The sequence below is a fragment of the Pseudomonas sp. E45-MNA-CIBAN-0222 genome (genome assembly GCF_040310405.1).
In the GTDB taxonomy this organism is placed as follows: domain Bacteria; phylum Pseudomonadota; class Gammaproteobacteria; order Pseudomonadales; family Pseudomonadaceae; genus Stutzerimonas; species Stutzerimonas stutzeri_AC.
In genome coordinates, this window is record NZ_JBEOPU010000016.1 from 22323 (window position 1) to 46040 (window position 23718).

Here is a 23718-nt window from a genome sequence, read left to right on the forward strand (position 1 = left end):
CGCCCGCGCGGTCAGTACAGCCCGTGGGGGTTGGCTTCGATGGTTTTCTGGGTGAGCCGGCCCCACATGCGCACGTAGCTCCATAGCGTGTAGCAGAGGATCAGCGGCACGAAGATGCACGCCACGACAAACATGATGCCCAGCGTTTTCTGGCTCGATACCGCATCCCAGATGGTCAGGCTCGAGGCCGGATCGAGGCTCGACGGGAAGACGAAGGGAAACAGCGCAAAGCCTGCGGTACAGATGCTGCCGACGATCATCAGACTGGTTCCGACGAAGCTCGCCCCACCGCTGTTGCGACTGGAACCGAGCAGCGCCAGCAACGCCCCGAGGATGCCCGCCGCCGGCGCGATCAGGGTGACCGGATAGCGGCCGTAGTTGGCCAGCCAGCCGATATTGTCCTGTGCCACCTGCTTATCCAACAGGGGATTGAGCGCTGCCCCCGGATCGGTCACTGACAGCTGGGTGAAGCCCTGGACACCCAGCATCAGCCACAACCCGGCGGCAACAAAGCCGAACAGGAACACCAGCACGCACAGGCGCGTGGCCTGCCGCGAGCGCTCGGCTAGCGCGCCGTCAGTGCGCAGCATGAGCCAGGCGCCGCCGTGGGCGCTGAGCATGCTCAAGCTGACGATGCCGCAGAGCAGCGCGAACGGGTTGAGCAGCGCGAAGAACGAGCCCTGGTAGGTCGAGCGCATCAGCTCGTCGAGCTGGAACGGCAGGCCAAGGAACAGGTTGCCGAAGGCCACGCCGAACACCAGCGCCGGCACCGCACCGCCGACGAACAAGGCCCAGTCCCAGGCGCTGCGCCAGCGCGGATCTTCCACCTTGCTGCGGTAGTCGAACCCCACCGGCCGGCAGAACAGCGCGAACAGCACCAGCAGCATCGCCCAGTACAAGCCGGAAAAAGCGACCGCATAGACCATCGGCCAGGCGGCGAACAGCGCGCCGCCAGCGGTGATGAACCACACCTGGTTGCCATCCCAGTGCGGCGCAATGGTGTTGATCGCCACGCGTCGCTCGTTGTCGGTCTTGCCGACGAAGGGCATCAGTGCCATGGCGCCCATGTCGAAGCCATCGGTCAGGGCGAAGCCGATCAGCAACACGCCGATCAGCACCCACCAGATGAGCTTGAGCACTTCGTAATCGAACATTTCGTATCCCCCTCAGACGCTGCCGGGCTGGGAAGTCAGGCCACTCGGCTGCGCCGGCGCCACCAGTGCTTCACGCACGTTCCGCTCGAAGTGATAACGACCGGTGTGCAGGCTGCTCGGCCCTAGGCGGGCGAAGCGGACCATCAGGAATATCTCGATCACCAGCAGCAGGCTGTAGAAGGCCACCAGGGCGATCAGCGAGCCCCAGATATCACCGGCAGCCAGCGTCGAGGTGGACAGATGGGTCGGCAGCACCTCGGCGATGGACCAGGGCTGGCGGCCATGCTCGGCGACGTACCAGCCGGTCTGCGCCGCGATCCATGGCAGCGGCAGGCTGAACAGCGCGAATCTAAGCAACCAGGGCTTGGTCTCGGCATTGCGCTTGATCGAGGCCCAGCTCGCCAGGGCGAACAGCAGCAGCATCAGAAAGCCGGCGGCAACCATCACGCGGAAGGTCCAAAACAGGCTGAACACGTTGGGTATGGTGTCCAGCGCGGCGAGCTTGACCTGCTCCTCGCTGGCATCGACCACATCGGCGGTGTACTTCTTCAGCAGCAGCCCGTAGCCCAGGTCCTGCTTGACCTCATTGAACGCGGCGATGGCCGCGGCTGACTTGTCGCCGCTACGCAGCACCTGCAGCCGCTCGTAGGCAAGCATGCCGTTGCGGATGCGCAACTCATGCTCAGCGACCAGCTGCTTGATGCCCTTGATTTCCTCGTCCACCGAGCGCGTAGCGATCAGGCCTAGTGCGTAAGGGATCTTCACTTCGTAATCGGTGCGCATCTCCTGCTGATTGGGCAGGCCGAACAGGGTGAAGCCGGCCGGCGCTGGGTGGGTGTCCCACTCGGCCTCAATGGCCGCCAGCTTGACCTTCTGCACGTCACCGATCTCATAGCCGGATTCGTCGCCAAGAATGATCACCGAGATCGTCGACGCCAGGCCGAACACCGCGGCGATGGCGAACGAACGGCGGGCGAAGCCCAGGTCGCGCTTCTTCAATAGATAGAAGGAAGAGATCGCCAGCACGAAGATCGCCCCGGTGACGTAGCCGGCCGACACGGTATGCACGAACTTGACCTGCGCCACCGGGTTGAACAGCAGCGCACCGAAATCCACCAGCTCCATGCGCATGGTCTCGAAGTTGAACTCAGAGCCCACCGGGTTCTGCATCCAGCCGTTGGCGATGAGAATCCACAACGCCGAGAGGTTCGAGCCCAGCGCCACCAACCAGGTTACGGCCAGGTGCTGCACCTTGCTGAGCCGGTCCCAGCCGAAGAAGAACAGACCGATAAAGGTGGATTCGAGGAAGAACGCCATCAACCCCTCGATGGCCAGGGGTGCGCCGAAGATGTCACCGACGTAGTGGCTGTAGTAGGCCCAGTTGGTACCGAACTGGAATTCCATGGTCAGTCCGGTGGTGACGCCCAGGGCGAAGTTGATGCCGAACAGCTTGCCCCAGAACTTGGTCATGTCCTGATAGACCTGCTTGCCGGTCATCACGTAGACCGATTCCATGATCGCCAGCAGGAACGCCAGCCCCAGGGTCAACGGCACGAAGAGAAAGTGATACATCGCCGTCATGGCGAACTGCAGGCGTGATAGATCGACAACGCTTTCCGAGATCATCTCGGCCCTCCCTCGGGGATCGAACCCCGCGAATCAAGCAAATGGTCGGCAACGCGCACCGAACCGTTCTCGGGAATGCTGGGAGCATCGAACCAGACGTTTTTTATGATCATGAGGATCGCGACCTTGGCCAGCACTACCAGCACGACGTCTCGCCTGAGCGATGACTTGAACATGCCTACCTCCTTGCGTGACCGCCCGAGCGCCTGGCGCTCCGGCAGCATGTTGCGATTGAAGGCCCCCTTGGGGTGGGGGCCGACATCCAGGCGCGACGCCTAGACTCAATCGCGAAGCCCCGAACCACCCGTGGAAGCTGCTCTGGTTCGAGGCAGACAAAGTGTCCGGCGCACCCTGCAAGCGGACAACTGCGACAGCCTGCCCCACCCGCTCGGGCAGCCCCGTGCCGATGCGGCGCTGCGCTCGCAATAGCCGGCAACACCGGCAAGCGACGTCGGGGCAGGCACGACAAGATCGCCAGACTGTGGCGGTCTGTCGCAGTCATGGCACGCGCAACCAGCGGCGAAATCCGTTGCCGGCCGTACTCGACAGCGGGCTCCAGGCGAAGTCCCAGGGCGCCGGCGGCAGCTCCTCCGCCTCGGCGGCGAGCGGGCGGCCGCCCTGGCGGACCCGTGGCTTCCAATCGAATACATGCTCGCTGCCGCCTCGCCAGCCGAGCACGATGCCGATTGCCGGGCTGTCATCGCTGGCGACCCAACGCGCTGCGGCGGCGAGCATCATGGCCTCGATATGCTCCGGTTCGACCAGCTCGCGGTAGTCGGAGGCCAGCAACCAGCGACAGACGCCGAGGTGGAAGGTCCAGTCCAGCGCCAGCTGGCAGCCGTAGGCCCAGGTCATGAACTGACGAAAGATCTCCAGTCCCTCTGGCGGGTCAAGCTTGAGCAGCCGCGGGCAGACATCGAACAGCGCATGCCAGTACGGCAGCAACTTGGCATCCAGATGCACGAAGCTGCGGGCGTTGCTGGGGTAGTCGGGAAAAGGCAGCCGATAGCTCACGCGGCTATCGGCGCGGGTGAATCGCTCCATCATGGTCATGGTGAAATCCCCTGAATTGACTGGGCCGTCGGAAGGCTCCGACAGGTAGCCGTCTGGTCCGCCGCTGCTGGGCGGAAGGACGGCGAATCACGTCAATCAGGAAATATCAGGGTGCACGCGGATTCAGTGCCGGCCAGTGGTGGCGCGGGCCGTGACGCTCAATCGGTGGTAGCGGGGTTGCACCTGTCGCGCGCCGCCCCAGCCAGGCCAAGGCGAACAGTGCGACGATGGCGAGGAAAACCGAACTGCACAGAGGGCAGTCGAGGGCATGCTGCGACAGGTCATGTAAATCGGAGGGGAGCGCGCCGAGGCCGGTGCCGCCATCGTCGCCGGTGATGCAGAAGGCGTCCTGCCCCATGGCCAGTCCGAAGCCCACATGGGTGGCGTGGTTCAGACTGCAGACCAAGGCATTGAGCAGGATGCAGGTGAAGAGCACCCATACGATCTGCGCACGCTTGTCTTTGACGATGGTCATGTTTCGACTTTACACCGCGCGCCTGAGCACGGCCCTGCGCTAAAGCGTCGCAGCCTCGTCAGTGGTTGACGGTGAACGCCAGCATCGCTGAGAGCTGACACAGCGGACGGCCGCTTTCCGCCTGCCACTGGTTGAATGCGGCCTGCACCGCGGCCTGATCGCGCTGACTGCTCGGCACCTTGTCGACGATTTCCTGCGCCTTGAGCGCGGCTACCACGTCATTGCTGGGCACGAAGGTGTCTTTGCCGGCCATACGCAACAGGCGCGGCGCCGACAGGCCACCGAGCTGGCTGCCGTGCCTGGTCAAGTAACGCCACAGGCCGACGATGTCGCTGCTCGGCCAATCGGCCAGCAGGTTGCCGAAGCTGCCCCTTTCCTTGGCTACGTCGAGCACGAACTGCGCGTTGCGCGGCACGCTCTTGAGCTTGCCGAGATGACGGATCAGTCGGGTGTCCTGCATCAGTCGCTCGATGTGCTCGCCGCCCATCAGTACGACTTTCTCCGGGTCGAAACCGAAGAACGCCTGCTCGAAGGCCGGCCACTTGGCATCCACCAAGCTGTGCTTGAGGCCGGCGCGGAAGATGCGCAGACTGATCAGCGAGAGGTAGCGGTCATCCGAAACGCTGCGCAGTTGGTCGGCGCTGTGGGGCCGCGGCAGACGGGCCTCCAGCGCCGCGGCCGAGCCGAAGCGGTTGAGGCAGTATTCGTGCAGCCATTTGTAGTCTTGCATGGTTCAGATCCGATGGTGACGGCAGCGGCACAGGGTGCCGGTGACGAGCCGGCCTCGCAAGTCCGCCGCCATCAACGCAGCTGGGCGGCAGCGGTCAGGTGGCGTTCGCGCAGGCTGGTCTGAACGAATATTCGCGGGCAAGCCCGCTTCCACTGTGAAGCCGGCGCAAACCGGGTGACACCGCTTGGTACGCGTCCCATTGCCCTGACACCAGGCGCGCAGACGGTGGACAAGCTTCGCGTTGTCCACCCTACGAGCAGAACGTCGTTCTGCGTGCGAGCCGGCTCAGACGTGCAGCGGGCTCCCGGCATCAGCCGCGCAGCCGCTGCGCCGCCTGACGCAGCATTTCCTCGGTCGCCGTCCAACCCAGGCAGCCGTCGGTGATCGACACGCCATAGCGCAACTCGCCGGACAGCGGCTGGCAGCCATCGAACAGGTGGCTCTCGAGCATGACGCCACGCAGGCTCATGTCGCCGGCCAGGCGCTGCTCGATCACCGACTCCAGCACCGCGGGCTGGCGCAGTGGGTTCTTGCCGCTGTTGGCGTGACTGCAATCGACCATGATGCGCGGGGCGATACCCTGCTTTTCCAGCGTGCTACGGGCAGCAGCGACACTGGCCGCGGCGTAGTTGGGTGCGCCGTGACCGCCACGCAGCACCAGATGGGTATCCGGATTGCCGCGGGTCTGCAGCAGTGCCGGATGGCCGAGATCGTCGATGCCGAAGTGCTGATGTGGATGTTCCGCTGAACGCATGGCGTCGCAGGCGATGCCCAGGCCGCCATCGGTGCCATTCTTGAACCCCACCGGCAGGTCCAGCCCGCTGACCAGCTCGCGATGAATCTGCGACTCGCTGGTGCGTGCACCGATCGCGGCCCAACCGAGCAGATCGTCGAAATACCCGGCAGCCAGCGGCTGCAGCAGCTCGGTGGCGATCGGCAGACCGGTTTCGAGAATATCCAGCATCAGGCGGCGTGACAGGTGCAGCCCTTCGGCCATGTTGCCACTGCCGTCCAGATGCGGATCGTAGACCAGGCCTTTCCAGCCGACGGTCGTGCGCGGCTTCTCCACATAGGCGCGCATCACCAGCAGTAGCTGATCGCTGACTTCGTGCACGAGCGCAGCCAGACGCTCGGCGTATTCGAGCGCGGCGACAGGATCGTGCAGGGAACAGGGTCCGACGACGACCAGTAGGCGCGTATCGCGGCCGTCGAGCACGGCGCGGATGGCGTTGCGGTCGTTATCGATGCGTGCGGCAAGGGCGTCATTCAAGGGCAGACGCTGGCGCAATACGGCGGGGCTGGGCAGCGGTTGTGCGCTGCGGCGAGCAATGGAGGCTTCAGCGGTGGCGACGGGTTGTTTGGCAAGTACGATGGCGGATGCATTCATGATCTGGCGGTTCCTTCTGCCGGCGCGGGTGGTCCGCGGCGGCGCTAGTCGGGTGTTCGTTCGCGTGCTTTGTGTTCGGCGTCGAAGCGGCTAAATCGCCAGTCGTAGCGGTAATAACGGTTGGTGCGGTAAGTGGTCATGGCGTGCTCCTCGTTGCGTTGGGCCATCGAGTGGCCGAAAAAACAAAACCCCCGGTCGGGTGGCCGACCGGGGGTTCGAAAACTGCTCTGGTGGCGACCCTGCTTGCTAGGGCGCCTGTGGGGTATCAGGCGCGCCTGTGGCTAAACCAATACCCAAAGTAATAACCAGCGGCGGCAACCTGCTGCCCACGAACGACCACAGTGCGAATGGCACAGGCATCGACAACGTTGAGGGCTACAGGGTTCAGGGACATGCTGATCTCCAGAAGATGGCCGAACCATACTCCGCCAGACGTGCTGCTTTCAACCCGCATGGCGAAAAAGCTCGTTGGGTGGGCTTCCGCCGAGGCAATGCGGTGGATGACGATGGCGGACTGAGCAAGCACGCCCTGCGGAAACCGCGAGCGCGACCTACAGGCTCATCACATCAACGAAGCGCGGCGTGGCGTCGTTGTCGATGCGCAGACTCTTGAAGTCGAACAGGCTGCGGTCGGCCAGCTGCGAAGGCACCACGTTCTGCAGCGCGCGGAACATGATCTCGGTGCGCCCCGGCGACTTGCGCTCCCACTCCTGCAGCATTTCCTTGACCACCTGGCGCTGCAGGTTCTCCTGCGAGCCGCAGAGGTTGCACGGGATGATTGGGAACTCCTTCATCTTCGAGTACGCCTCGATGTCCGCCTCATTGCAGTAGGCCAGCGGGCGAATCACCACATTGCGTCCATCGTCGGAGAGCAGCTTGGGCGGCATGGCCTTCAACGTACCGCCATAGAATATGTTGAGGAAAAAGGTTTCCAGAATGTCGTCGCGATGGTGACCGAGGGCCATCTTGGTCGCGCCGATCTCGTCGGCGAAGGTGTACAGCGTGCCACGGCGCAGGCGCGAGCACAGCGAGCAGGTGGTCTTGCCTTCCGGAATCTTCTCCTTCACCACCGAGTAGGTGTCCTTTTCGATGATGTGATATTCGACACCGATGGACTTCAAGTACTCGGGCAGCACGTGCTCGGGAAAGCCCGGCTGCTTCTGGTCCATGTTCACGGCAACGATCTCGAACTTGATCGGCGCGACCTTCTGCAGATAGAGCAGTACGTCGAGCATGGTGTAGCTGTCCTTGCCGCCGGACAGGCAGACCATGACCTTGTCGCCATCCTCGATCATGTTGAAGTCGGTAACGGCTTCGCCCGCCAGGCGGCGCAGGCGCTTCTGCAGTTTGTTTTGGTTGACCGAGAGGTTGCCCATTTCAGGTGTCCGGATGAGATGCGAAAGGCGCGCATTTTACGCGCAAAGCAAGCCTGGCCGCAGCCCGTTCGCCGTATACCCGGATGTGAACCAGCACCAGAAGACCGCCTTAGGCCCTGTGTTAGGCTCGCCAGATGGACGACCTTTCCCCCGCACTGGACTTGCCAGGCCACCTGCTCGTATTGCTGCAGGACAAACCCGAAGGCTGCAGCGAATATGAGCTGATCCAACAGCTCAAGCGCCGGCACAGCACGCATGTCCCCAATTTGCCGCTGACCGACAAACTGGTGCTCTTTCGCACGCATTTTCTGGTCTTTAACGCGCTTTATCTGCTGCGTGATCGCCTTTGGGCCGAAGCCAGCGGCCATTTACAGATCAGCCCTCTGCACATCCAGTTGTTGCCCTATGCCAATTCCGCTGCTGGCGTCACCGAACAGGACGCACTGCGCGAGTACTACCTCGACCTCTCCAACCTCAGGAACACCGATGAGGACGACGTAGAACGTCTGCTCGCCAGCTTCTGGACGCGGATGCAGGGCAGCGACGAGAAGCAGGCCGCACTCGAACTGTTCGAACTGGACCGCTCCCCGCAACCGCTGAACCTCGACGTCATCAAGCGCCGCTATCGGCAACTGGTTGGCCTGCATCACCCGGATCGAGGCGGCAGCACCCAGCGGCTGCAATCGATCAACTTGGCCATGGAAATACTCGAGCGCTATTACCGCTAACGCCATAGCTTCGAAACGCTCTAACCCTTTTGATGCATCTACGGTGCGCATTCCTATACTGCGACATAAGGTCGCACGCGCCGTCCTCGATGACGACCGCCAGGCGAAGCGACCCTCCATAAATAGAGGAGACGCTGGCATGATCAATCACGTTTGGGGCTTGTTTACCCATCCTGGCCGAGAGTGGAATGAAATCCGTGGCGAAGAAGAAACCGTCAGCCACATGTACCTCACGCATGTGCTGCTGCTGGCAGCCATACCAGCCGTATCGGCGTATATCGGCGCTACCCAGGTAGGTTGGAGCATCGGCGGTGGAGAGCCGGTCAAGCTGACCCAAGCCAGCTGCATGCAACTGGCGATACTCGCTTATTTCGCAATGCTGGCCGGGGTCGCCGTAATGGGTGGCTTCATCCACTGGATGGCACGCACTTACGACGCCAACCCGACACTAACCCAGTGCATCGTCTTCGCAGCTTACACCGCAACCCCGCTATTCATCGGCGGGCTGGCTGGCCTCTACCCACATCTGTGGCTCGGCATGTTGGTGGGCACTGCGGCGGTCTGCTACACGGCTTACCTTCTCTATGTCGGGCTACCGAAGTTCATGAACATCTCGGAGGACGAGGGCTTCATGTTCTCCAGCTCGGTGCTTGCAGTAGGGCTGGTGGTGCTGGTCGCGATCATTGCGCTATCCGTGATCACCTGGGGCATGGGCATCGGCCCGGTGTACGTCCGCTAAATCACCTCGCGTGTGAAGGCCGCCCCCGGGCGGCCTTTTTGCGTGCTGAAAGCAGCGCTGCATCGGCGTGCGACGAAACGACTGCACATTAAAGGGAAACCCTCACCGCATATGCCGTTCTAAAGCCATAACGCCACCCTTCGCTTGCGCCATGGGGGGCCCTCAAGGCAGACGGAGGCTCGGTATGATCCCGCACTTTTTTACATTGCTCACTCGCCCCGATCAGGCGTGGGTCGACATTCGCCGCGACGAAGAAAAAAACAGCTCCAACTACCTCGTCCACCTGCTGCTCTGGGCGTTGCTGCCAGCGATATGCATGTTCATAGGCACTCGTTACGTGGGCTGGAGCCTGGTGGAAGACGAGCGAATCTGGCTCGATACCCGCAGCGCATTCCAGCTCAGTGCGCTGATCTACATCACGATCGTCGCCGGCACCTTCATCATGGGTTTCTTTCTGCGCTGGATGTCCCGCACCTTCGATGCACGCCCGACCTTCAATCAGTGCGTAGGCTTCATCGCCTATGTCATCACACCTTTCTTCTTTGCGGGCCTCGGTGCGCTCTACCCTTCGCGCTGGACCGCGATTCTCGTGCTGGTGGTCGCATGGATCTACTCCACGTATCTGTTGTTCGTCGGTCTACCCAAGTTCATGCGCATCGACAACCGCAATACCTTCCTCTATGGCGCATGCACCTGGGGCGTCGGCTTGCTGGTATTGGTCAACCTCAAGGTGCCGATGATTTTGTTCTGGACCCTCGCGCTTGACCCAACCTACGAGCGCAACACACCGCAGAATCAAAGCTACGGTTTCGAGGAAAATCGCCCGCAAGAAGAACCGGGCGGCCTGGATAACGAGCGCCGATTCAACGAACGACCAAACGAGTAACGACAGGAGCTGCTGCTCGGCCACGGTTGGTTTGGCATAATGCGGCGCTCTCAGGAGTTGCCTAATGCCCGAGCGTCTCAATGCCCGTGTCGAAGCCTGCTATGCGCTGGCCGAGCAGTTTTTCAACCGCCGCTTCAAGCGTCCAGAAGTGAGCCTCAAGCTGCGCGGCCAGAAGGCCGGCGTGGCTCACCTTCAGCAAAACCTGCTGCGTTTCAACGAACAGCTATACCGGGAAAATACCGAGCACTTCCTCCATCAGACCGTCGCCCATGAGGTGGCGCATCTGATTGCCCACCAGATGTTTGGCTCACGGATTCAGCCGCATGGCGAGGAGTGGCAACTGATCATGCGCGGCGTTTACGAACTCGCGCCGGACCGCTGCCATACCTACCTAATCCAGCGCCGCCCGGTTACCCGCTACGTTTACAACTGCAGTTGCGCCGAACAGGATTTCGCCTTCACCGCCCAGCGTCATGCCTTGGTGGCCAAGGGGCGGCGTTACTACTGTCGCCGCTGCAAGACGACACTGGCCTTCAGCGGCGAGCAGCGCATCGAATAAGTAGTTGCGACGACAGGCTGCAGCCGCACGATGGCGAAAACGACCATCACGCGTGCCCGCACCGCCCAACGTTACCCGCCTAGTTCCCAGTCTTCAGCCCTCAGTAGCCCAGCTCTAGCTGCGGCCCAGGCGTTGCAACGCCTCTAGCCGGAAGGCGATGTGCTGCTCCAGCTCGCTCAGGTCGCGCTTCAGGCGCGCACGTTGCTGCGTATCGCTGCAGGCATCCAGCCGTTCGCGCAACGCGGCACGCTGCGCCAGCAGCTCAACTTCCCGTGGCGGCACCCCGGCGCTTTTCAGCACCGAGAACGGCAAGCGCAGGCCCGGCGGCGTCTGCAGCCAGCCTTCGTCCACCACCAGCGGTTCGCCTTTTTCCAGCACGCCGCGCTGCCATCTGGCTATATCGCGGGCGATGCGTTGTTCGATGTCCTGATCGCTCATGACTCGCCCCCTTCTACCTGCCCGATCATGAAAACCCAGCTGCGTGGCTTTGTCAGCGGCCTGCCGACGCCAGGTCATTGGCACGTCGGTTGCGTCGCGTCTGTATGATTGCGCCGCGCACGATGCGAACTTTTGCCGCAGCGTTCATTCTTTTGCTTAGCGCCACCGCTACCGATTCAAGGAGCCACCCCTTTGCCCAGTCTCAACCTGCAGATTCTTGTCGCGGCCTGCCTGGGTGTCGCCATCGGCTGGCTGACCGGCACGCTGCCGACCGACGCGCCCGTACGCGAGGGCGTACTCTATGCCAGCACCCTGGCCGGGAGCATCTTCATCGGCCTGCTGAAGATGGTGCTGATCCCGCTGATCTTCACCTCCATCGTCGTCGGCGTGGCCAATTTGCAGGCGCACCATCAGGTGCACCGGGTGTGGGGCGGCGCGCTGGTCTACTTCACCCTCACCACCAGTGCCGCGATGCTGGTGGCGCTGGTCGCGGCGAACCTCTTCAAGCCGGGCGCGGGGCTGTCGCTGGACCTGTTCGCGGAGGCGATGAACGACTTCGAGGCGCGTCAGCTGACGCTGCCGGAGTTCTTCCTGCACTTCTTCGCCAACTTGTTCCAGAACCCCTTCGCCGCACTGGCCAACGGCAGCATCCTGGCCGTCGTGGTGTTCGCCATGTTCATCGGCATCGCCCTGGTGGCCGGCGGCGACCGCTACCGCAATATCCTCGTGGTGCTGCAGGAATTTCTCGAGCTGATGATGCGGATCATCGGCTGGATCATGCGCCTGGCGCCGCTGGGCATCCTCGCCCTGCTGATCAAGCTGGTGGCCGAGCAGGATGTCGCGCTGCTCAGTGCAGTGGGCGGCTTTATCGTGCTGGTGTTTGCTACCACGCTGTTCCACGGCATCGTGGTGCTACCGGGCATTCTCTTCCTGGCCACCGGCAAATCACCGCTGTGGTTTTTCCGAGGTACCCGCGAGGCGCTGATCACGGCGTTTGCCACCAGCTCCAGCGCGGCAACGCTGCCGATCTCCCTGCGTTGCGCCGAGGACAACCTCAAGGTGCGCCCGGGCATCGCCGGCTTCGTGCTGCCGCTGGGCGCGACCATGAACATGGACGGCACCGCACTCTACGAAGCGGCAGCAGCGCTGTTCGTCGCCAACCTGATGGGCATCGAGCTGAGCCTGGCGCAGCAGGCCGTGGTGTTCTTTACGGCGATGATCGCGTCCACAGGCGCGCCGGGGATTCCCAGCGCCGGCATGGTGACCATGGTGATGGTGTTGCAGGCAGTCGGCCTGCCGGCCGAGGCGGTGGCGATTCTGCTGCCGATCGACCGCTTGCTGGATACCGTGCGCACGGCGGTCAACGTCGAGGGTGACATCATCGGCAGTGTGGTGGTGCAGCGTTTCGCCGACCGCGCCTAGCGCAGGACCCCGCGCAGCATCAGCTCGACGACTCCTTGCGAGTCTTGGCGATCAGCTCCGGGTCGATACCCCAGCATTCATCCAGATACCAGTCCTCACCGAACATTTCCGCCGGATGCTGGGTGCGGCCCGCGCCGTTGCCACAGGCCATCGAAGTTGCCGGGCAATAGCGGTCGCAGCCCCAGCACACACGTTCGGGGTGGGAAGGTTCGAGGGGAAATTTCTTGGCCATTGCGCGTGCCTTTTTGGCGTTGTTGCAGTGGCCACAGGCTAAGCCTCCTCGCCGCCGCCAGACTTGATCATGCTCAAGAACGACCGGTATCGGCGTACAACACTGTATGCACATACAGATAAAGATTGCCTGAAGCGCCATTTGTGCACATGCTTCGCGCCATCGACCGCTGCCGTCACAGCCTCCATGCAACTTTATCTCTGCGAAAAACCTTCCCAGGCCCGCGACATCGCCAAGGTGCTCGGCGCCAACCGGCGTGGCGACGGTTGCCTGCAGGGCGCGGGGGTGACGGTGACCTGGTGCATCGGCCATCTCCTGGAAACCGCCCCGCCGGACGCCTACGACCCGCGCTACAAGCGCTGGGTGCTGGCCGACCTGCCGATCGTGCCGGAACGCTGGAAGATGCGGGTCAAGCCGAAGACCGCCAGCCAGTTCAAGGCGGTCAAGCGCCTGTTCGGCGAATGCAGCGAACTGGTGATCGCCACCGACGCCGACCGCGAAGGCGAGATGATCGCCCGCGAGCTGGTCGAGCACTGCCGCTATCGCGGACCGATCCGCCGGCTATGGCTGTCGGCGCTGGACGATGCCTCGATTCGCAAGGCGCTGGCCGCGCTCAAGCCCGGCACCGAGACCTTCAATCTCTATCACGCCGCCCTTGGCCGCTCGCGTGCCGACTGGCTGATCGGCATGAACATGAGCCGGCTGTTCACCCTGCTCGGCCGGCAGTCCGGCTATCAGGGTGTGCTGCCGGTGGGTCGCGTGCAGACGCCGACGCTGCGTCTGGTGGTGGACCGCGACCGCAGCATCGCCGACTTCATCCCCGTGCCGTTCTGGGCCATCGACGTGCAGCTGCTGGCCGATGGGGTCGCCTTCATTGCGCAGTGGCAGGCGCCGGACGAGCATTGCGATGACCAGGGCCGTTGCCTCGATCAGGCTCGTGCGCAGCAGGCGGCGGACGCCATGCGCAACGCCGCCTGCGCTCGCCTGGTGAAGCTCAAGACCGAACGTCAGCGCGAGGCGGCACCCTTGCCGTTCGATCTCGGCACGCTGCAGGAAGTCTGCTCGAAGAAGCTCGGCCTCGGTGCCCAGGAAACCCTCGACATCGCCCAGGCGCTGTACGAAACCCACAAGCTGATCACCTATCCGCGCAGCGATTGCGGCTACCTGCCGCTGAGCCAGCACGGCGAAGCGCGGGCCATCGTCGCGGCGCTGACTCAAGCCGACCCGACGCTCGCGGCGCTGCAGCCGCATCTGGACCTGTCGCGCCGCTCGCGGGCCTGGAACGACGCCAAGGTCGGCGCCCACCACGGCATCATCCCCACCGCCGCGGCGCGTGGTCTGGAACGCCTGGCCGGGCGCCCGCGCGCGGTGTATGAGTTGATCCGCGCGCGCTACCTGGCGCAGTTCCTGCCCAACCACGAATACGACCGCACCCAGGCCGACTTCGACTGCGCCGGCCAGGCGCTGCGCGCGGTGGGCAAGCGTGTCGTCGAACCGGGCTGGAAACGCGCCATGCCCGAGGCGCTGGCGCCGGCACGGGGCAATCGCGAAGCAGCCGCGCCGCAATGCCTGCCGGCGCTGCAGCAGGGCCATGACTATGCCGTCGGCGAAGTCATGCTCAAGGACCAGCAGACCCAGCCGCCGAAACCCTTCACTGAAGGCGACCTGATCAAGGCGATGAAGAACGTCGCCAAGCTGGTGGACGATCCGCGGCTGAAGCAGAAACTCAAGGACACCACCGGCATCGGCACCGAGGCGACCCGCGCCGGCATCATCCAGGGCCTGCTCGACCGCGGCTATCTGGTTCGCCAGGGCAAGGCGCTGGCGGCGACGCCGGCGGCGTTCAGCCTGATCGACGCCGTGCCGCGGCCGATCGCCGATCCCGGGACTACGGCGATCTGGGAGCAGGCGCTGGACATGGTGCAGAGCGGCGAGATGCCGCTGGAAGAATTCGTCGCCAAACAGTCGGCATGGATGAGCAAGCTGGTCGAACGCTGCGCCGGGCTGCGCATGACCATCAGCGGCCCGCCGGTTGCTTCTGGCCGAGGGGGGAAACCGTGGAAGAAGAAACGCAGCGGCGCGGCGCGCAAGATGGGCGGCCCACGCACGAGAAAAGCACGTGCGGCGGATTGATGGGATGGACCGGGCGGGCCTCCTACAAAAGCACCAGCGACCGCACTGCCCTAGTGGGAGGCGCGCCCCGCGGCGAATACAGCCACCGCACCAACCCAAAGATCAAAAGCTTCGCCCCGAGGGCGGGCCTCCCACAAAAGCCAAGCGCCCGCACCGACCCTGTGGGAGGCGCGCCCCGCGGCGAATAGAGCCACCGCGCCTGCCCAAAGATCAAAAGCTTCGCCCCGGGGGCGGGCCTTCCACGTAAGCCAAGCGCCCGCACCGACCCAGTGGGAGGCGCGCCCCCGCGGCGAATACAGCTACCGCATTGTCCGAAGATCAAAAGCTTCGCACCGAGGGCGGGCCTCCCACAAAAGCCAAGCGCCCGCACCGGCCCTGCGGGAGGCGCGCCCCCGCGGCGAATACAGGCACCGCATTGCCCGAAGATCAAAAGCTTCGCCCTGAGGGCGGGCCTCCCACGGAAGCATCAGCGACTCGCACCGGCCAGTGGCAGGTCCGTTATTGCACGTCCAGCACTGTGTACACCTGCGGCAGGGCGTTTACCCGAATGCCTACCTCATCTCCCACCTCACGACCGAGCAGGCCCTGCCCCAGCGGTGAGCGAGGCGAGATCACCAGGATTTCCCGCCCCTCGTGCTGCAACTTCAGTCCCGCCGCATCGGGGCCAAGGAAAAACCAGCGTTCATGGCCGTCATGCTCCAGACATAGCAGCGCTCCGACCCGCACGTTACCGGCCGGACAAATACTCGGCTCCAGCTTGCGGTAAGCAGCAAGCGCCGTCTCGATCTCGTACAGGCGCCTCTGCTGGCCGTCAGCCAGGTAGGCGGCTTCCAGGCCGCGGGTGTCGTACTTGTTCTCGGCTTTGCTCTCGGCATGGGTGGCGGCCTCGTGGGTCGCGGCCAGCACGGACTTGGCGACCTCGCGGTCGGCTTCGAGGGTGGCGATGATCTGCTGCTGAAGGGCGCTCTTGTTCATGGGCGAGGCTTATAGCCCGACGGCGTGCCGAAGGGAATGGCGCCGTCACTCTCCGGCCCCACGCCGGGCTCGATAACCTCGTCGGCCAGCCAGGGATTGCGGCCCTCGGCGATCCATTCCAGCGACTCGCGCCAGAAGCCGTTGCGGTGCCGGTCGTGGAACAGGCCGAAATGGCCGATGCGCTCGAAGCCCATCGCGCGGGGATTGAGCTGCACCAGCTGCCGCGGACTGTTGCGAAAGTAGCCGAGCCCGCGGCGCATGGCGGCCGGCGTGGCGAACTCGTCGTCACTGGTACTGACCGCAAGGATCGGCGCACGGACGGCGGCAAAGCGGCTGAACAGCAGTTCGTGCTCATCAGGCGGATAGCTGTCTTCCAGACGCGCGCCGCGCCGGGACCACTCCAGCGCGACGCCGGCCGGCAGATCTTCCAGCCAGCCAAGGCGGCGACCGGGAAAATAGCCAACCAGGCGGGTCACCGCGGGCATGAACAGGTGCCACTTGGCGTACATGCGCAGGCGCTGATCAGCGGCGTAGTCGCGCCAGTAGGCGTACTGCCCGGCGACGTTCAGATATCGATCCACCTCGCCGGCGGCCTCGGCGAAGCCCGGCATGAAGCCGCCGGCGCTGTGCCCCACGGCCACCAGCAGCCCGTGCGGATCACGCTCACGCATATAGCGCACCGCGGCGTCGAAGTCGTACTCGCCCCAGTCGCGCCAGCGCATCCGCATGTCGCGCAGGCGCTGCGGTCGCGAGCCGCCGATGCCGCGAAAGTCGTAGGTCAGTGCAGTGAACCCGTGCTCGTTGAGAAAGCTCGCATAGCGCGCGTAATAGCGCGACAGCACGCCGGTGGCGCAGCTGATGATGACCGCGCCGCGCGCCGGACCTTGCGGGTTCCACAGCTGCGCAGACAGCGCATAACCATCTCGGCAACTCAGGACAACGGACTCGGGCATGGCAAGGACCTTTCAAATTGTTGTGCCGCCACCTTGCCCCGCAGCGCACATTTTTGCCATAACCTGCTGGCACCTTTGCGCAGCAGCTGCAGTCTGTTTATGGCAGCCGCATTACCCCTGCAGGCAGGTGGCCTGCAGCGCAATACCTCATCGTGGTTTCCACTGGCATTACCGCCCCGAACTACAGCGCCGACGCGCTGCGGGTTCCTGGCGGCTCGGAGAAAAGTACATGACCGGCGAACAGCTGATCGTCTTTGGCGTACTGGCGGCAACGCTGGTGCTGTTCGTCTGGAATCGCTGGCGCTACGACCTGGTCGCACTGGGTGCGCTGCTCGCCTGCGCACTGACCGGCGTGGTGCCGGCGGACGAGGTGTTCGCCGGTATCGGCCATCCGGCGGTGATTTCGGTGGCCGCGGTATTGGTGCTCAGCCGCGGCCTGCTCAATGCAGGCGTGGTGGACAGCGTGGCGCGGCGGCTGATGCAGGTCGGCGATCGGCCATGGGCACAGGTCGCCGCGCTGACCGGGATCGTCGCGCTCAGCTCGGGCTTCATGAACAACGTCGGCGCGCTGGCGCTGTTCATGCCGGTGGCGATCTGGATGTCACGCCAGAGCGGGCGCTCACCGTCGTATCTGCTGATGCCATTGGCGTTCGGTTCGCTGCTCGGCGGCACCCTGACGCTGATCGGCACCCCGCCCAACCTGATCATTGCCGGCTACCGCGCCGAGGCCGGCGAGTCGCCCTTCGGCATGTTCGCCTTCCTGCCGGTGGGCGCCGCGGTGACGGTCGCCGGCGTGCTGTTCATTGCCCTGCTCGGCTGGCGGCTGGTGCCGCGGCGCCAGGAACAGGAAGGCAACGGCGACCTCTTCGAGATCAGCGCCTACCTCACCGAAGTGCGCGTGCCGGAGGGTTGCAAGTATGCCGGGCGCACGCTGCACGCGCTGATCGGTGCGGTGAAGGAGGAAGCCGACGTGCAGGTGATCGCCCTGGTCCGCGGCGACGAGCGCCAGCGCATGCCATCGACCTACGAGGTGCTGCGCGAGGACGACATCCTGCTGGTGGAGGCGGATTCGGACAGCCTCAAGGCCCTGCTCGACGTCACCGGCGTCGAACTCGCGGCCAATGTCGAAGAACAGGAAGCCAAGGCACGCGACGAGCAGCAGGCCGCAGAACAAGCGGTTAGGGATGAGAGCGCCGAACAAGATGAGAAAACCGAAAAACCCGACAAATCTCACAAGAGCCGACATGGCGAACTGACCCTGGCCGAGGCCATTGTCTCCCCTGGCTCCATGCTGGTGGGCACTACCGCCACCGGCCTCGATTTGCGCGAGCGCCATGGCGTCAACGTGCTGGCTGTCGCACGCCAGGGTCAGCGCCTGCGCCAGCGCCTCGGGAACATTCGTTTCGCATCCGGCGACATCCTGCTGCTGCAGGCCCGTGAGAATGCCCTGCAATCGAGTCTCAACAGCCTGGGCTGCCTGCCGCTGGCGTCCCGTGGGCTAAGCATCACCACACCGCGCAACGTGCTGCTGGCCAGCGCCATCTTCGCCATCACCCTGGCGACCATCGCCTTCGGCCTTGTACCTGCCGCTACTGCGCTGGTCACCGGCGCGCTGGTAATGATCCTGGTCGGGCTGATTCCCATGGGGCGCATCTACGAGAGCATCGACATGCCGGTAATCGTCCTGGTGGCCGCCATGCTGCCGGTGGGCCAGGCGTTGGAAACCACGGGGGGCTCGCAGCTGATTGCCGAAGCGCTGCTGGAACTGGGCCAGTCATTGCCACCCGCTGCGACATTGGCGCTACTGATGGTTGCAGTGATGCTGATTTCCAACGTAGTGAACAACGCCGCCGCCGCGGTGCTGGCCGCGCCCGTCGCGATCAGCCTGGCGCGGGGAATGGACGTGTCGGTCGATCCGTTCCTGATGGCCGTTGCGATCGGCGCCTCCTGTGCCTTCCTCACGCCTATCGGCCATCAGTCCAACACTCTGGTGATGGCACCGGGCGGCTATCGCTTCGGCGACTACTGGCGACTGGGCTTACCGCTGTCGATTCTGGTAGTGCTCTGTGCGGTGCCGGCGATCCTTTGGATCTGGCCGTTGTGACTGGCCAACTGACGGCGCCAAGTGGCGCCGTCCTCCGAACGGATACTCAACTCGCCTTGAAGCGGCTGACGTTGTCCAGCAGGGTGCCGGCCAGGTCGCTGAGTCGGCTGGCAGTATGGTGGTTGGTGCCCACCGCTTCGCCGTTTTCCTCGGCCATGCGCGCGATGGTTGACACCTGCTGCGCGATTTCCGCCGATGCCGCGCTCTGCTCGCGCAGGGCATTGGAAATCTCCGCGACCGTCGACAACACCTGATTGGCCGCCTCGCGGATGCCGCCCATGGCTTCGCCGGCGCGCTGAGCACGCGCTACACCGTCATTGACTTTCGCCACCCCCAGCTCCATCCCCTGCACTGCACCCTCGGTACCCTGCTGGATGGCTGAAACCATCTGCGCGATCTCCTTGGTGGAGTTGGCCGTGCGTTCCGCCAGCTTGCGCACCTCGTCGGCCACCACCGCAAAACCACGCCCCTGATCGCCCGCCCGCGCCGCTTCGATTGCCGCATTCAGCGCCAGCAGGTTGGTCTGCGCGGCGATGTCGCCGATCACCCCGACGATCGCGGATATCTGTCCGGAGCGCTCGCCCAGTTCGGCCACCGTGCGCGCCGAATCGCTCACCGAGACGGCGATCTGGCTGATCTCCTCGACCACCGCGGCCACGATCTCGCCACCCTGGCGCGACAGTTCGCCGGAGCGATGGGCCAGAGCATCGGCTTCACCGGCGTTGCGCGCGATGCTCTCGATGCCCACGGTCATCTGCTCTACTGCTGCCGCCATGCTCGAGGCCGCATCACTCTGGCACTGCGAGGCCACATGAATCTGCCCCGAGGCAGTGACCAGGCTGCGCGCCGAGTCGGCGACATGGTCGGAGTTGTTCTTGATGCTGCCGATAAGCCCGCGCATGGCGTCGGCCATGTCGTTGAAGCTGCCGGCGACGAAGCGCAGCTCGTCGCGCGCAGCCAGATCAATATGGGTTGTCAGATCGCCAGCGGCGAGCCGCTCGCTGCCGACGCGCAGGCTGCGGATGCTGGCCATCACCGACAGATAGGCACCCACCGAGAGATAGCCGATCACCGCCAGCACCACCAGCAGCACGGTCAGGTTGCCGAGCAACACCTGTCGGGCGTCCTCGATACGCTGTTCGAGCAGGCCGTCCAGGCCTGGCAGCAGCACGTCGCGCATCTGCGCATAGCCGATGCTGATCGCCTCGGTGGTCATGTCGAAGAACTGCGCTGACGAGGTGCTGCTGAAGTCAGCACGCACCATGTCCTGCACCACCGCATCGATCACCTGGCCACGTTCGCGCATGGTGGCGACGGCGCGGCTCAACGGCGGCTGGAGTTCCGGCCGCTCGGCAACCACCTTGTCGATACTGCGCTCCATGTCCTGGGTCGCCGACTTGATTTGCTCGGTCAGCACAATCAGCGCAGTGCGTTGCGGCTCGCTCATCTCGCCCCTGGCCAGTATCGCCGACGCACTACCGCGCAGGCGGCCCATCCGCTCGATCAGAAACGGCATGCGGCTAACCGCGGTGGTCATCAGGTAATAGGTCTGCTGCTCGGGATCGAAGGTCAGGCCGTAGGCGTCCGCCACTGGGTCTGGAAGTCCAGTAGTTGGGCGATCAGCGCGGTGTGCGCGTCATAGCTTTGCGGCTGGGACCAGCTCTGCACGGCCCGCTTGATGCCATCCCAGTCTCGACCGATCGCCTGCCACTCGCGCGAGCCGTGCTTGTCCTCGGCTCCACCAGGGCGGTATCGACACGGGTTTGCAGGGCGGAGCGCCGATCCGCCATGTCCGTGTTGCCGCCGAGCAGCATGGCGGACACGCCGCGATGCTTCTGGGTCAGCTCAATCAGGCTCGACAAGGTGCGCGCCAGCGCTGTGGCGACCAGCTCGCTCTCCGCTCGCTCGATGGTGCGGTTGAGCTGGCCGGCGAGGGTCAGCATCAGGCTGGCGAAGGCAAGGAAGACCAGCAGCCCCAGCACACCGAACTTGATCGGATAGCTGAGCCGGTTCATCAACAGTTCGGCGGGGGAAAACAGCAATTTCATGGGACATGTCCTGACGTGACCTGGCACTCCACGGCGCCGTTCGACGTCGTGGCACTCCGGACGCGGCGCCTGGCTAAAGCCAGGCTGAGAGTGGCAACCGAACGCGCGGAAGTTGCCGCGCAAAATACGGAGCCGACCGAGCGGTCACCGTGACCACGATCAAAAACGGGAGCCAGGAAAACGGCGCCAGTCGACCATCCATCCGGATGGGCCTTTTGGCTGCGGCAGGCGCCGTGAATTTCCGTTCGGGACGGGCGAACTCCCGCGGGCTGAAGCACTCCCAAACACCCAGTGCATCTCCTTCTTCGGCGGTAGGGCTTTACCTGCGCCCGCAGGCGTGAATAATGCCGCCCCTTTTCGACGCAACGAGGTAACCATGACGGCGCCAGCCACCGCAGTGACTCCGCCCCTGTCCGCCCGTGCCGTACTGCTGATCGAACTGGCGCTGGCCATGGGCGGTTTCGCCATCGGCACCGGCGAGTTCGCCATCATGGGGCTGATGCCTAACGTCGCCGAAGGGCTGGGCATCAGCGAACCCCAGGTCGGCAACGTGATCAGCACCTACGCACTGGGCGTGGTGGTGGGCGCACCCTTGCTGGCGATCCTCGGCTCACGGCTGTTCCGACGACACCTGCTGCTCTTGCTGATGGGTTTCTTCGCCCTGGGCAATTTCGCCAGCGCCCTGGCGCCGGACTACTCGACGCTGATGATCTTCCGCTTCATCACCGGCCTGCCTCACGGCGCGTATTTCGGCGTGGCAATGCTGGTGGCCGCCTCCATGGTACCGCCGGACAAGCGCGCCCAAGCCGTGGCCCGAGTGCTGATGGGCCTGACCGTGGCGATCCTGATCGGCAATCCGCTGGCCACCTGGCTCGGGCAATGGCTGAGCTGGCGCTATGCCTTTGCCCTGGTTGGCGCCATCGCCCTGCTAACGGTCTTGCTGGTGGCGCTGTTCCTGCCGCTGAACCGCGACGAGCCGCGCAATAGCCCGCTGCACGAAATCCGCGCGTTCAACCGGCCGCAGGTCTGGCTGGCGCTGGCGATCAGCTCCATTGGCTTCGCCGGGATGTTTTGTGTGTTCAGCTACATGGCACCCACGCTACTGGAAGTCACTGGCGTCAGTGCCGGCTGGATTCCGTTCGCCCTCGCCGCCTTCGGCCTTGGCGGCATCGTCGGCAACCTGGTCGGCGGCTGGCTGTTCGACAAGCTGCGCTTCAAGGCGGTCGCCTGGCTCCTGCTGTGGAGCGCGCTGGTGCTGCTGGTATTCCCGCTGGCCGCGCACTCGGTGTGGACGATCTTTCCGGCGGTGTTCGCGGTGGGCACCATGGTCTCGCTTTCGCCCGCTCTGCAGACCCATCTGATGGACGTCGCCGCGGATGCCCAGACCCTTGCAGCCGCCTCCAACCACGCCGCGTTCAACGTCGCCAATGCGCTTGGGCCCTGGCTGGGCGGCCTGGCGATCACCGCCGGTTTTGGCTGGACGTCCACCGGCTATATCGGTGCCGCTACCGCCGTCGGCGGCCTGCTGGTGTTCGCCTGGGCCTGGAAAATCGAGCGTGCAGTGCGGGAAGCCGAGGCCAACCCAGCGGCCTGCTGCTCGTGAGTCCGACACCGGCGGTCCGATGGCCGCCACCATGGCGCGCAACATGCAGTAATCAGTGAGGCACGGAGCCGCCTTGCAGATCATTCGGCAAGCGGGTCCTATGCATAGCCCCTGATTTCGAGACCCTGACATTGCAGCGCTTCTTCCTGTTTCGCAGCAAAGCCCGGCGGCTCTGCCTGCTGCTGATTACCCTGTTCGCCGTCGGTCTTCCGGTGGGCTGTTCGGTGCTCGAACAGAAAGAGCGCGAGCTGGTGTTCCGTATCGAACCGGGCACCGCGTCGTGGTTCAGCGGCCTGCCGCGCGGCATCGAAGAGTTGCAGCTAACCGATTCGGCATTCGGCGACGAACAAAACATCCATGCCTGGTGGTGGCCGGCCGCCGATGCCGATGCCGATGCGCCCGCCTTGCTCTACCTGCACGGCGTGCGCTGGAACCTCACCGGCCATCTGTTCCGCCTGGAGCAGCTGCGCGCCCTGGGCTTTTCGGTACTGGCCATCGACTATCGCGGCTTTGGCCAGAGCCTTGGCGATTTGCCGTCGGAACGCAGCGTGTATGCCGATGCGCGTATTGGCTGGGAGCGCCTGAAGGCACTGCAGCCGGACGCCAGCAAGCGCTTCATCTACGGGCACTCCCTGGGCGGCGCGGTGGCGGTCGACCTGGCAGCGGAGCTCGGGCAACAGGCCGAACGCGACGAGACACCCGCCGAGGCGCGCGCGCTGATCATCGAGTCGACCTTCACCTCGTTGGCCGACGTGGCGACGGCCGTGTCCGACACCACGTTGCCGGTACGTTGGCTGCTGTCGCAGAAATTCGATTCGCTGGAGAAAATCGACCAGATCGGCATGCCACTGCTGGTGGTGCACGGCACCGATGACCGCTATGTGCCGCCGCGCTTCAGCGAGCAGCTGTATGAGGCCGCGCGCCAGCCCAAGCAAATGCTGATGGTCGAGGGCGCCACCCACAACAACAGCCTGCGCGTGGCGCTCGGTGCCTATGGCCGTGCGTTGCAGGCACTGCTGGAATCCGGCACGCAGCCGTCTATCGAAGTCTCCCGGCGCGGTTAGGCTTGGGGCCGTCCTGCGACTCGCGCGGACCTC

At 64.4% G+C, this 23718-nt stretch carries 23 protein-coding genes; 9 read left to right on the forward strand and 14 right to left on the reverse strand.

Annotated elements, in window-relative coordinates; genetic code table 11:
- Positions 1 to 11: 11 nt before the first annotated feature.
- The 8 genes from cydB to ttcA form a co-directional block, all read right to left on the reverse strand.
- On the reverse strand, positions 12 to 1154 hold the full coding sequence (cydB, locus tag AAEZ08_RS19920; protein WP_500124990.1) for a cytochrome d ubiquinol oxidase subunit II: 1143 nt from the start codon (positions 1152 to 1154) through the stop codon (positions 12 to 14).
- Positions 1155 to 1166: 12 nt separating this feature from the next.
- Positions 1167 to 2780 (reverse strand): cytochrome ubiquinol oxidase subunit I, encoded by a 1614-nt coding sequence (locus tag AAEZ08_RS19925; protein ID WP_500124991.1) that lies wholly within the window; start codon positions 2778 to 2780, stop codon positions 1167 to 1169.
- On the reverse strand, positions 2777 to 2956 hold the full coding sequence (cydP, locus tag AAEZ08_RS19930; RefSeq protein ID WP_003283920.1) for a cytochrome oxidase putative small subunit CydP: 180 nt from the start codon (positions 2954 to 2956) through the stop codon (positions 2777 to 2779). The genes AAEZ08_RS19925 and cydP overlap by 4 nt, the downstream gene beginning before the upstream one ends.
- A 322-nt stretch (positions 2957 to 3278) precedes the next feature.
- Entirely contained in the window at positions 3279 to 3833 is a 555-nt protein-coding gene (locus AAEZ08_RS19935) for a putative natural product biosynthesis protein (protein WP_044314968.1), read from the reverse strand.
- A gap of 106 nt (positions 3834 to 3939) precedes the next feature.
- Positions 3940 to 4308, reverse strand: coding sequence for a DUF2946 domain-containing protein (locus tag AAEZ08_RS19940; protein ID WP_500124992.1), 369 nt, complete (start codon positions 4306 to 4308; stop codon positions 3940 to 3942).
- 58 nt (positions 4309 to 4366) lie between these two features.
- Entirely contained in the window at positions 4367 to 5038 is a 672-nt protein-coding gene (locus AAEZ08_RS19945; protein WP_003283915.1) for a DNA-3-methyladenine glycosylase I, read from the reverse strand.
- A 310-nt stretch (positions 5039 to 5348) separates the two neighbouring features.
- On the reverse strand, positions 5349 to 6425 hold the full coding sequence (locus AAEZ08_RS19950) for a 3-deoxy-7-phosphoheptulonate synthase (RefSeq protein WP_500124993.1): 1077 nt from the start codon (positions 6423 to 6425) through the stop codon (positions 5349 to 5351).
- Between the two features lie 551 nt (positions 6426 to 6976).
- Positions 6977 to 7801: a tRNA 2-thiocytidine(32) synthetase TtcA gene (gene ttcA, locus AAEZ08_RS19955; protein WP_102821399.1), complete on the reverse strand. Its 825-nt coding sequence runs from the start codon at positions 7799 to 7801 to the stop codon at positions 6977 to 6979.
- A 134-nt stretch (positions 7802 to 7935) separates the two neighbouring features.
- On the opposite strand from ttcA, the gene AAEZ08_RS19960 reads away from it, so the two are divergent.
- The 4 genes from AAEZ08_RS19960 to AAEZ08_RS19975 all read left to right on the forward strand — a co-directional run bounded on the left by AAEZ08_RS19960 (position 7936) and on the right by AAEZ08_RS19975 (position 10713).
- Positions 7936 to 8529: a DNA-J related domain-containing protein gene (locus AAEZ08_RS19960; RefSeq protein ID WP_003283912.1), complete on the forward strand. Its 594-nt coding sequence runs from the start codon at positions 7936 to 7938 to the stop codon at positions 8527 to 8529.
- A 139-nt stretch (positions 8530 to 8668) separates the two neighbouring features.
- The gene (locus AAEZ08_RS19965; RefSeq protein WP_003283910.1) at positions 8669 to 9268 is read left to right on the forward strand and encodes a Yip1 family protein; all 600 of its coding nucleotides are present in this window, start codon (positions 8669 to 8671) and stop codon (positions 9266 to 9268) included.
- Positions 9269 to 9452: 184 nt separating this feature from the next.
- A complete protein-coding gene (locus tag AAEZ08_RS19970; protein WP_500124994.1) occupies positions 9453 to 10154 on the forward strand; it encodes a Yip1 family protein in 702 nt (233 codons plus the stop codon).
- 64 nt (positions 10155 to 10218) lie between these two features.
- A complete protein-coding gene (locus AAEZ08_RS19975; protein WP_500124995.1) occupies positions 10219 to 10713 on the forward strand; it encodes a SprT family zinc-dependent metalloprotease in 495 nt (164 codons plus the stop codon).
- 114 nt (positions 10714 to 10827) lie between these two features.
- Here AAEZ08_RS19975 and AAEZ08_RS19980 read toward each other — a convergent pair whose 3' ends face one another.
- The gene (locus tag AAEZ08_RS19980; RefSeq protein ID WP_500124996.1) at positions 10828 to 11151 is read right to left on the reverse strand and encodes a hypothetical protein; all 324 of its coding nucleotides are present in this window, start codon (positions 11149 to 11151) and stop codon (positions 10828 to 10830) included.
- A 192-nt stretch (positions 11152 to 11343) separates the two neighbouring features.
- Between AAEZ08_RS19980 and AAEZ08_RS19985 the strand changes: the two genes are divergently transcribed.
- Positions 11344 to 12573: a dicarboxylate/amino acid:cation symporter gene (locus AAEZ08_RS19985; RefSeq protein ID WP_058064111.1), complete on the forward strand. Its 1230-nt coding sequence runs from the start codon at positions 11344 to 11346 to the stop codon at positions 12571 to 12573.
- 19 nt (positions 12574 to 12592) lie between these two features.
- On the opposite strand, the gene AAEZ08_RS19990 is transcribed toward AAEZ08_RS19985, so the two are convergent.
- Entirely contained in the window at positions 12593 to 12805 is a 213-nt protein-coding gene (locus AAEZ08_RS19990) for a DUF3079 domain-containing protein (protein ID WP_003300856.1), read from the reverse strand.
- Between the two features lie 186 nt (positions 12806 to 12991).
- Between AAEZ08_RS19990 and AAEZ08_RS19995 the strand changes: the two genes are divergently transcribed.
- Entirely contained in the window at positions 12992 to 14938 is a 1947-nt protein-coding gene (locus tag AAEZ08_RS19995) for a DNA topoisomerase III (protein ID WP_500124997.1), read from the forward strand.
- A gap of 498 nt (positions 14939 to 15436) precedes the next feature.
- On the opposite strand, the gene AAEZ08_RS20000 is transcribed toward AAEZ08_RS19995, so the two are convergent.
- Positions 15437 to 15913: a GreA/GreB family elongation factor gene (locus AAEZ08_RS20000; protein WP_500124998.1), complete on the reverse strand. Its 477-nt coding sequence runs from the start codon at positions 15911 to 15913 to the stop codon at positions 15437 to 15439.
- Complete coding sequence (locus AAEZ08_RS20005; protein WP_500124999.1) at positions 15910 to 16866, reverse strand: alpha/beta hydrolase family protein; 957 nt, start codon at positions 16864 to 16866, stop codon at positions 15910 to 15912. The genes AAEZ08_RS20000 and AAEZ08_RS20005 overlap by 4 nt, the downstream gene beginning before the upstream one ends.
- A gap of 229 nt (positions 16867 to 17095) precedes the next feature.
- Between AAEZ08_RS20005 and AAEZ08_RS20010 the strand changes: the two genes are divergently transcribed.
- Positions 17096 to 18970: an SLC13 family permease gene (locus AAEZ08_RS20010; protein WP_500125000.1), complete on the forward strand. Its 1875-nt coding sequence runs from the start codon at positions 17096 to 17098 to the stop codon at positions 18968 to 18970.
- A 46-nt stretch (positions 18971 to 19016) separates the two neighbouring features.
- On the opposite strand, the gene AAEZ08_RS20015 is transcribed toward AAEZ08_RS20010, so the two are convergent.
- Together AAEZ08_RS20015 and AAEZ08_RS20020 are read right to left on the reverse strand one after the other, a co-directional pair.
- On the reverse strand, positions 19017 to 20507 hold the full coding sequence (locus tag AAEZ08_RS20015; RefSeq protein WP_500125016.1) for a methyl-accepting chemotaxis protein: 1491 nt from the start codon (positions 20505 to 20507) through the stop codon (positions 19017 to 19019).
- 82 nt (positions 20508 to 20589) lie between these two features.
- Positions 20590 to 21018: a hypothetical protein gene (locus AAEZ08_RS20020; RefSeq protein WP_500125001.1), complete on the reverse strand. Its 429-nt coding sequence runs from the start codon at positions 21016 to 21018 to the stop codon at positions 20590 to 20592.
- A 376-nt stretch (positions 21019 to 21394) separates the two neighbouring features.
- Here AAEZ08_RS20020 and AAEZ08_RS20025 point away from each other — a divergent pair, with 376 nt between their 5' ends.
- Positions 21395 to 22621: an MFS transporter gene (locus tag AAEZ08_RS20025; protein ID WP_500125002.1), complete on the forward strand. Its 1227-nt coding sequence runs from the start codon at positions 21395 to 21397 to the stop codon at positions 22619 to 22621.
- A 131-nt stretch (positions 22622 to 22752) separates the two neighbouring features.
- The gene (locus tag AAEZ08_RS20030; protein ID WP_500125003.1) at positions 22753 to 23685 is read left to right on the forward strand and encodes an alpha/beta hydrolase; all 933 of its coding nucleotides are present in this window, start codon (positions 22753 to 22755) and stop codon (positions 23683 to 23685) included.
- Positions 23686 to 23718: the final 33 nt, after the last annotated feature.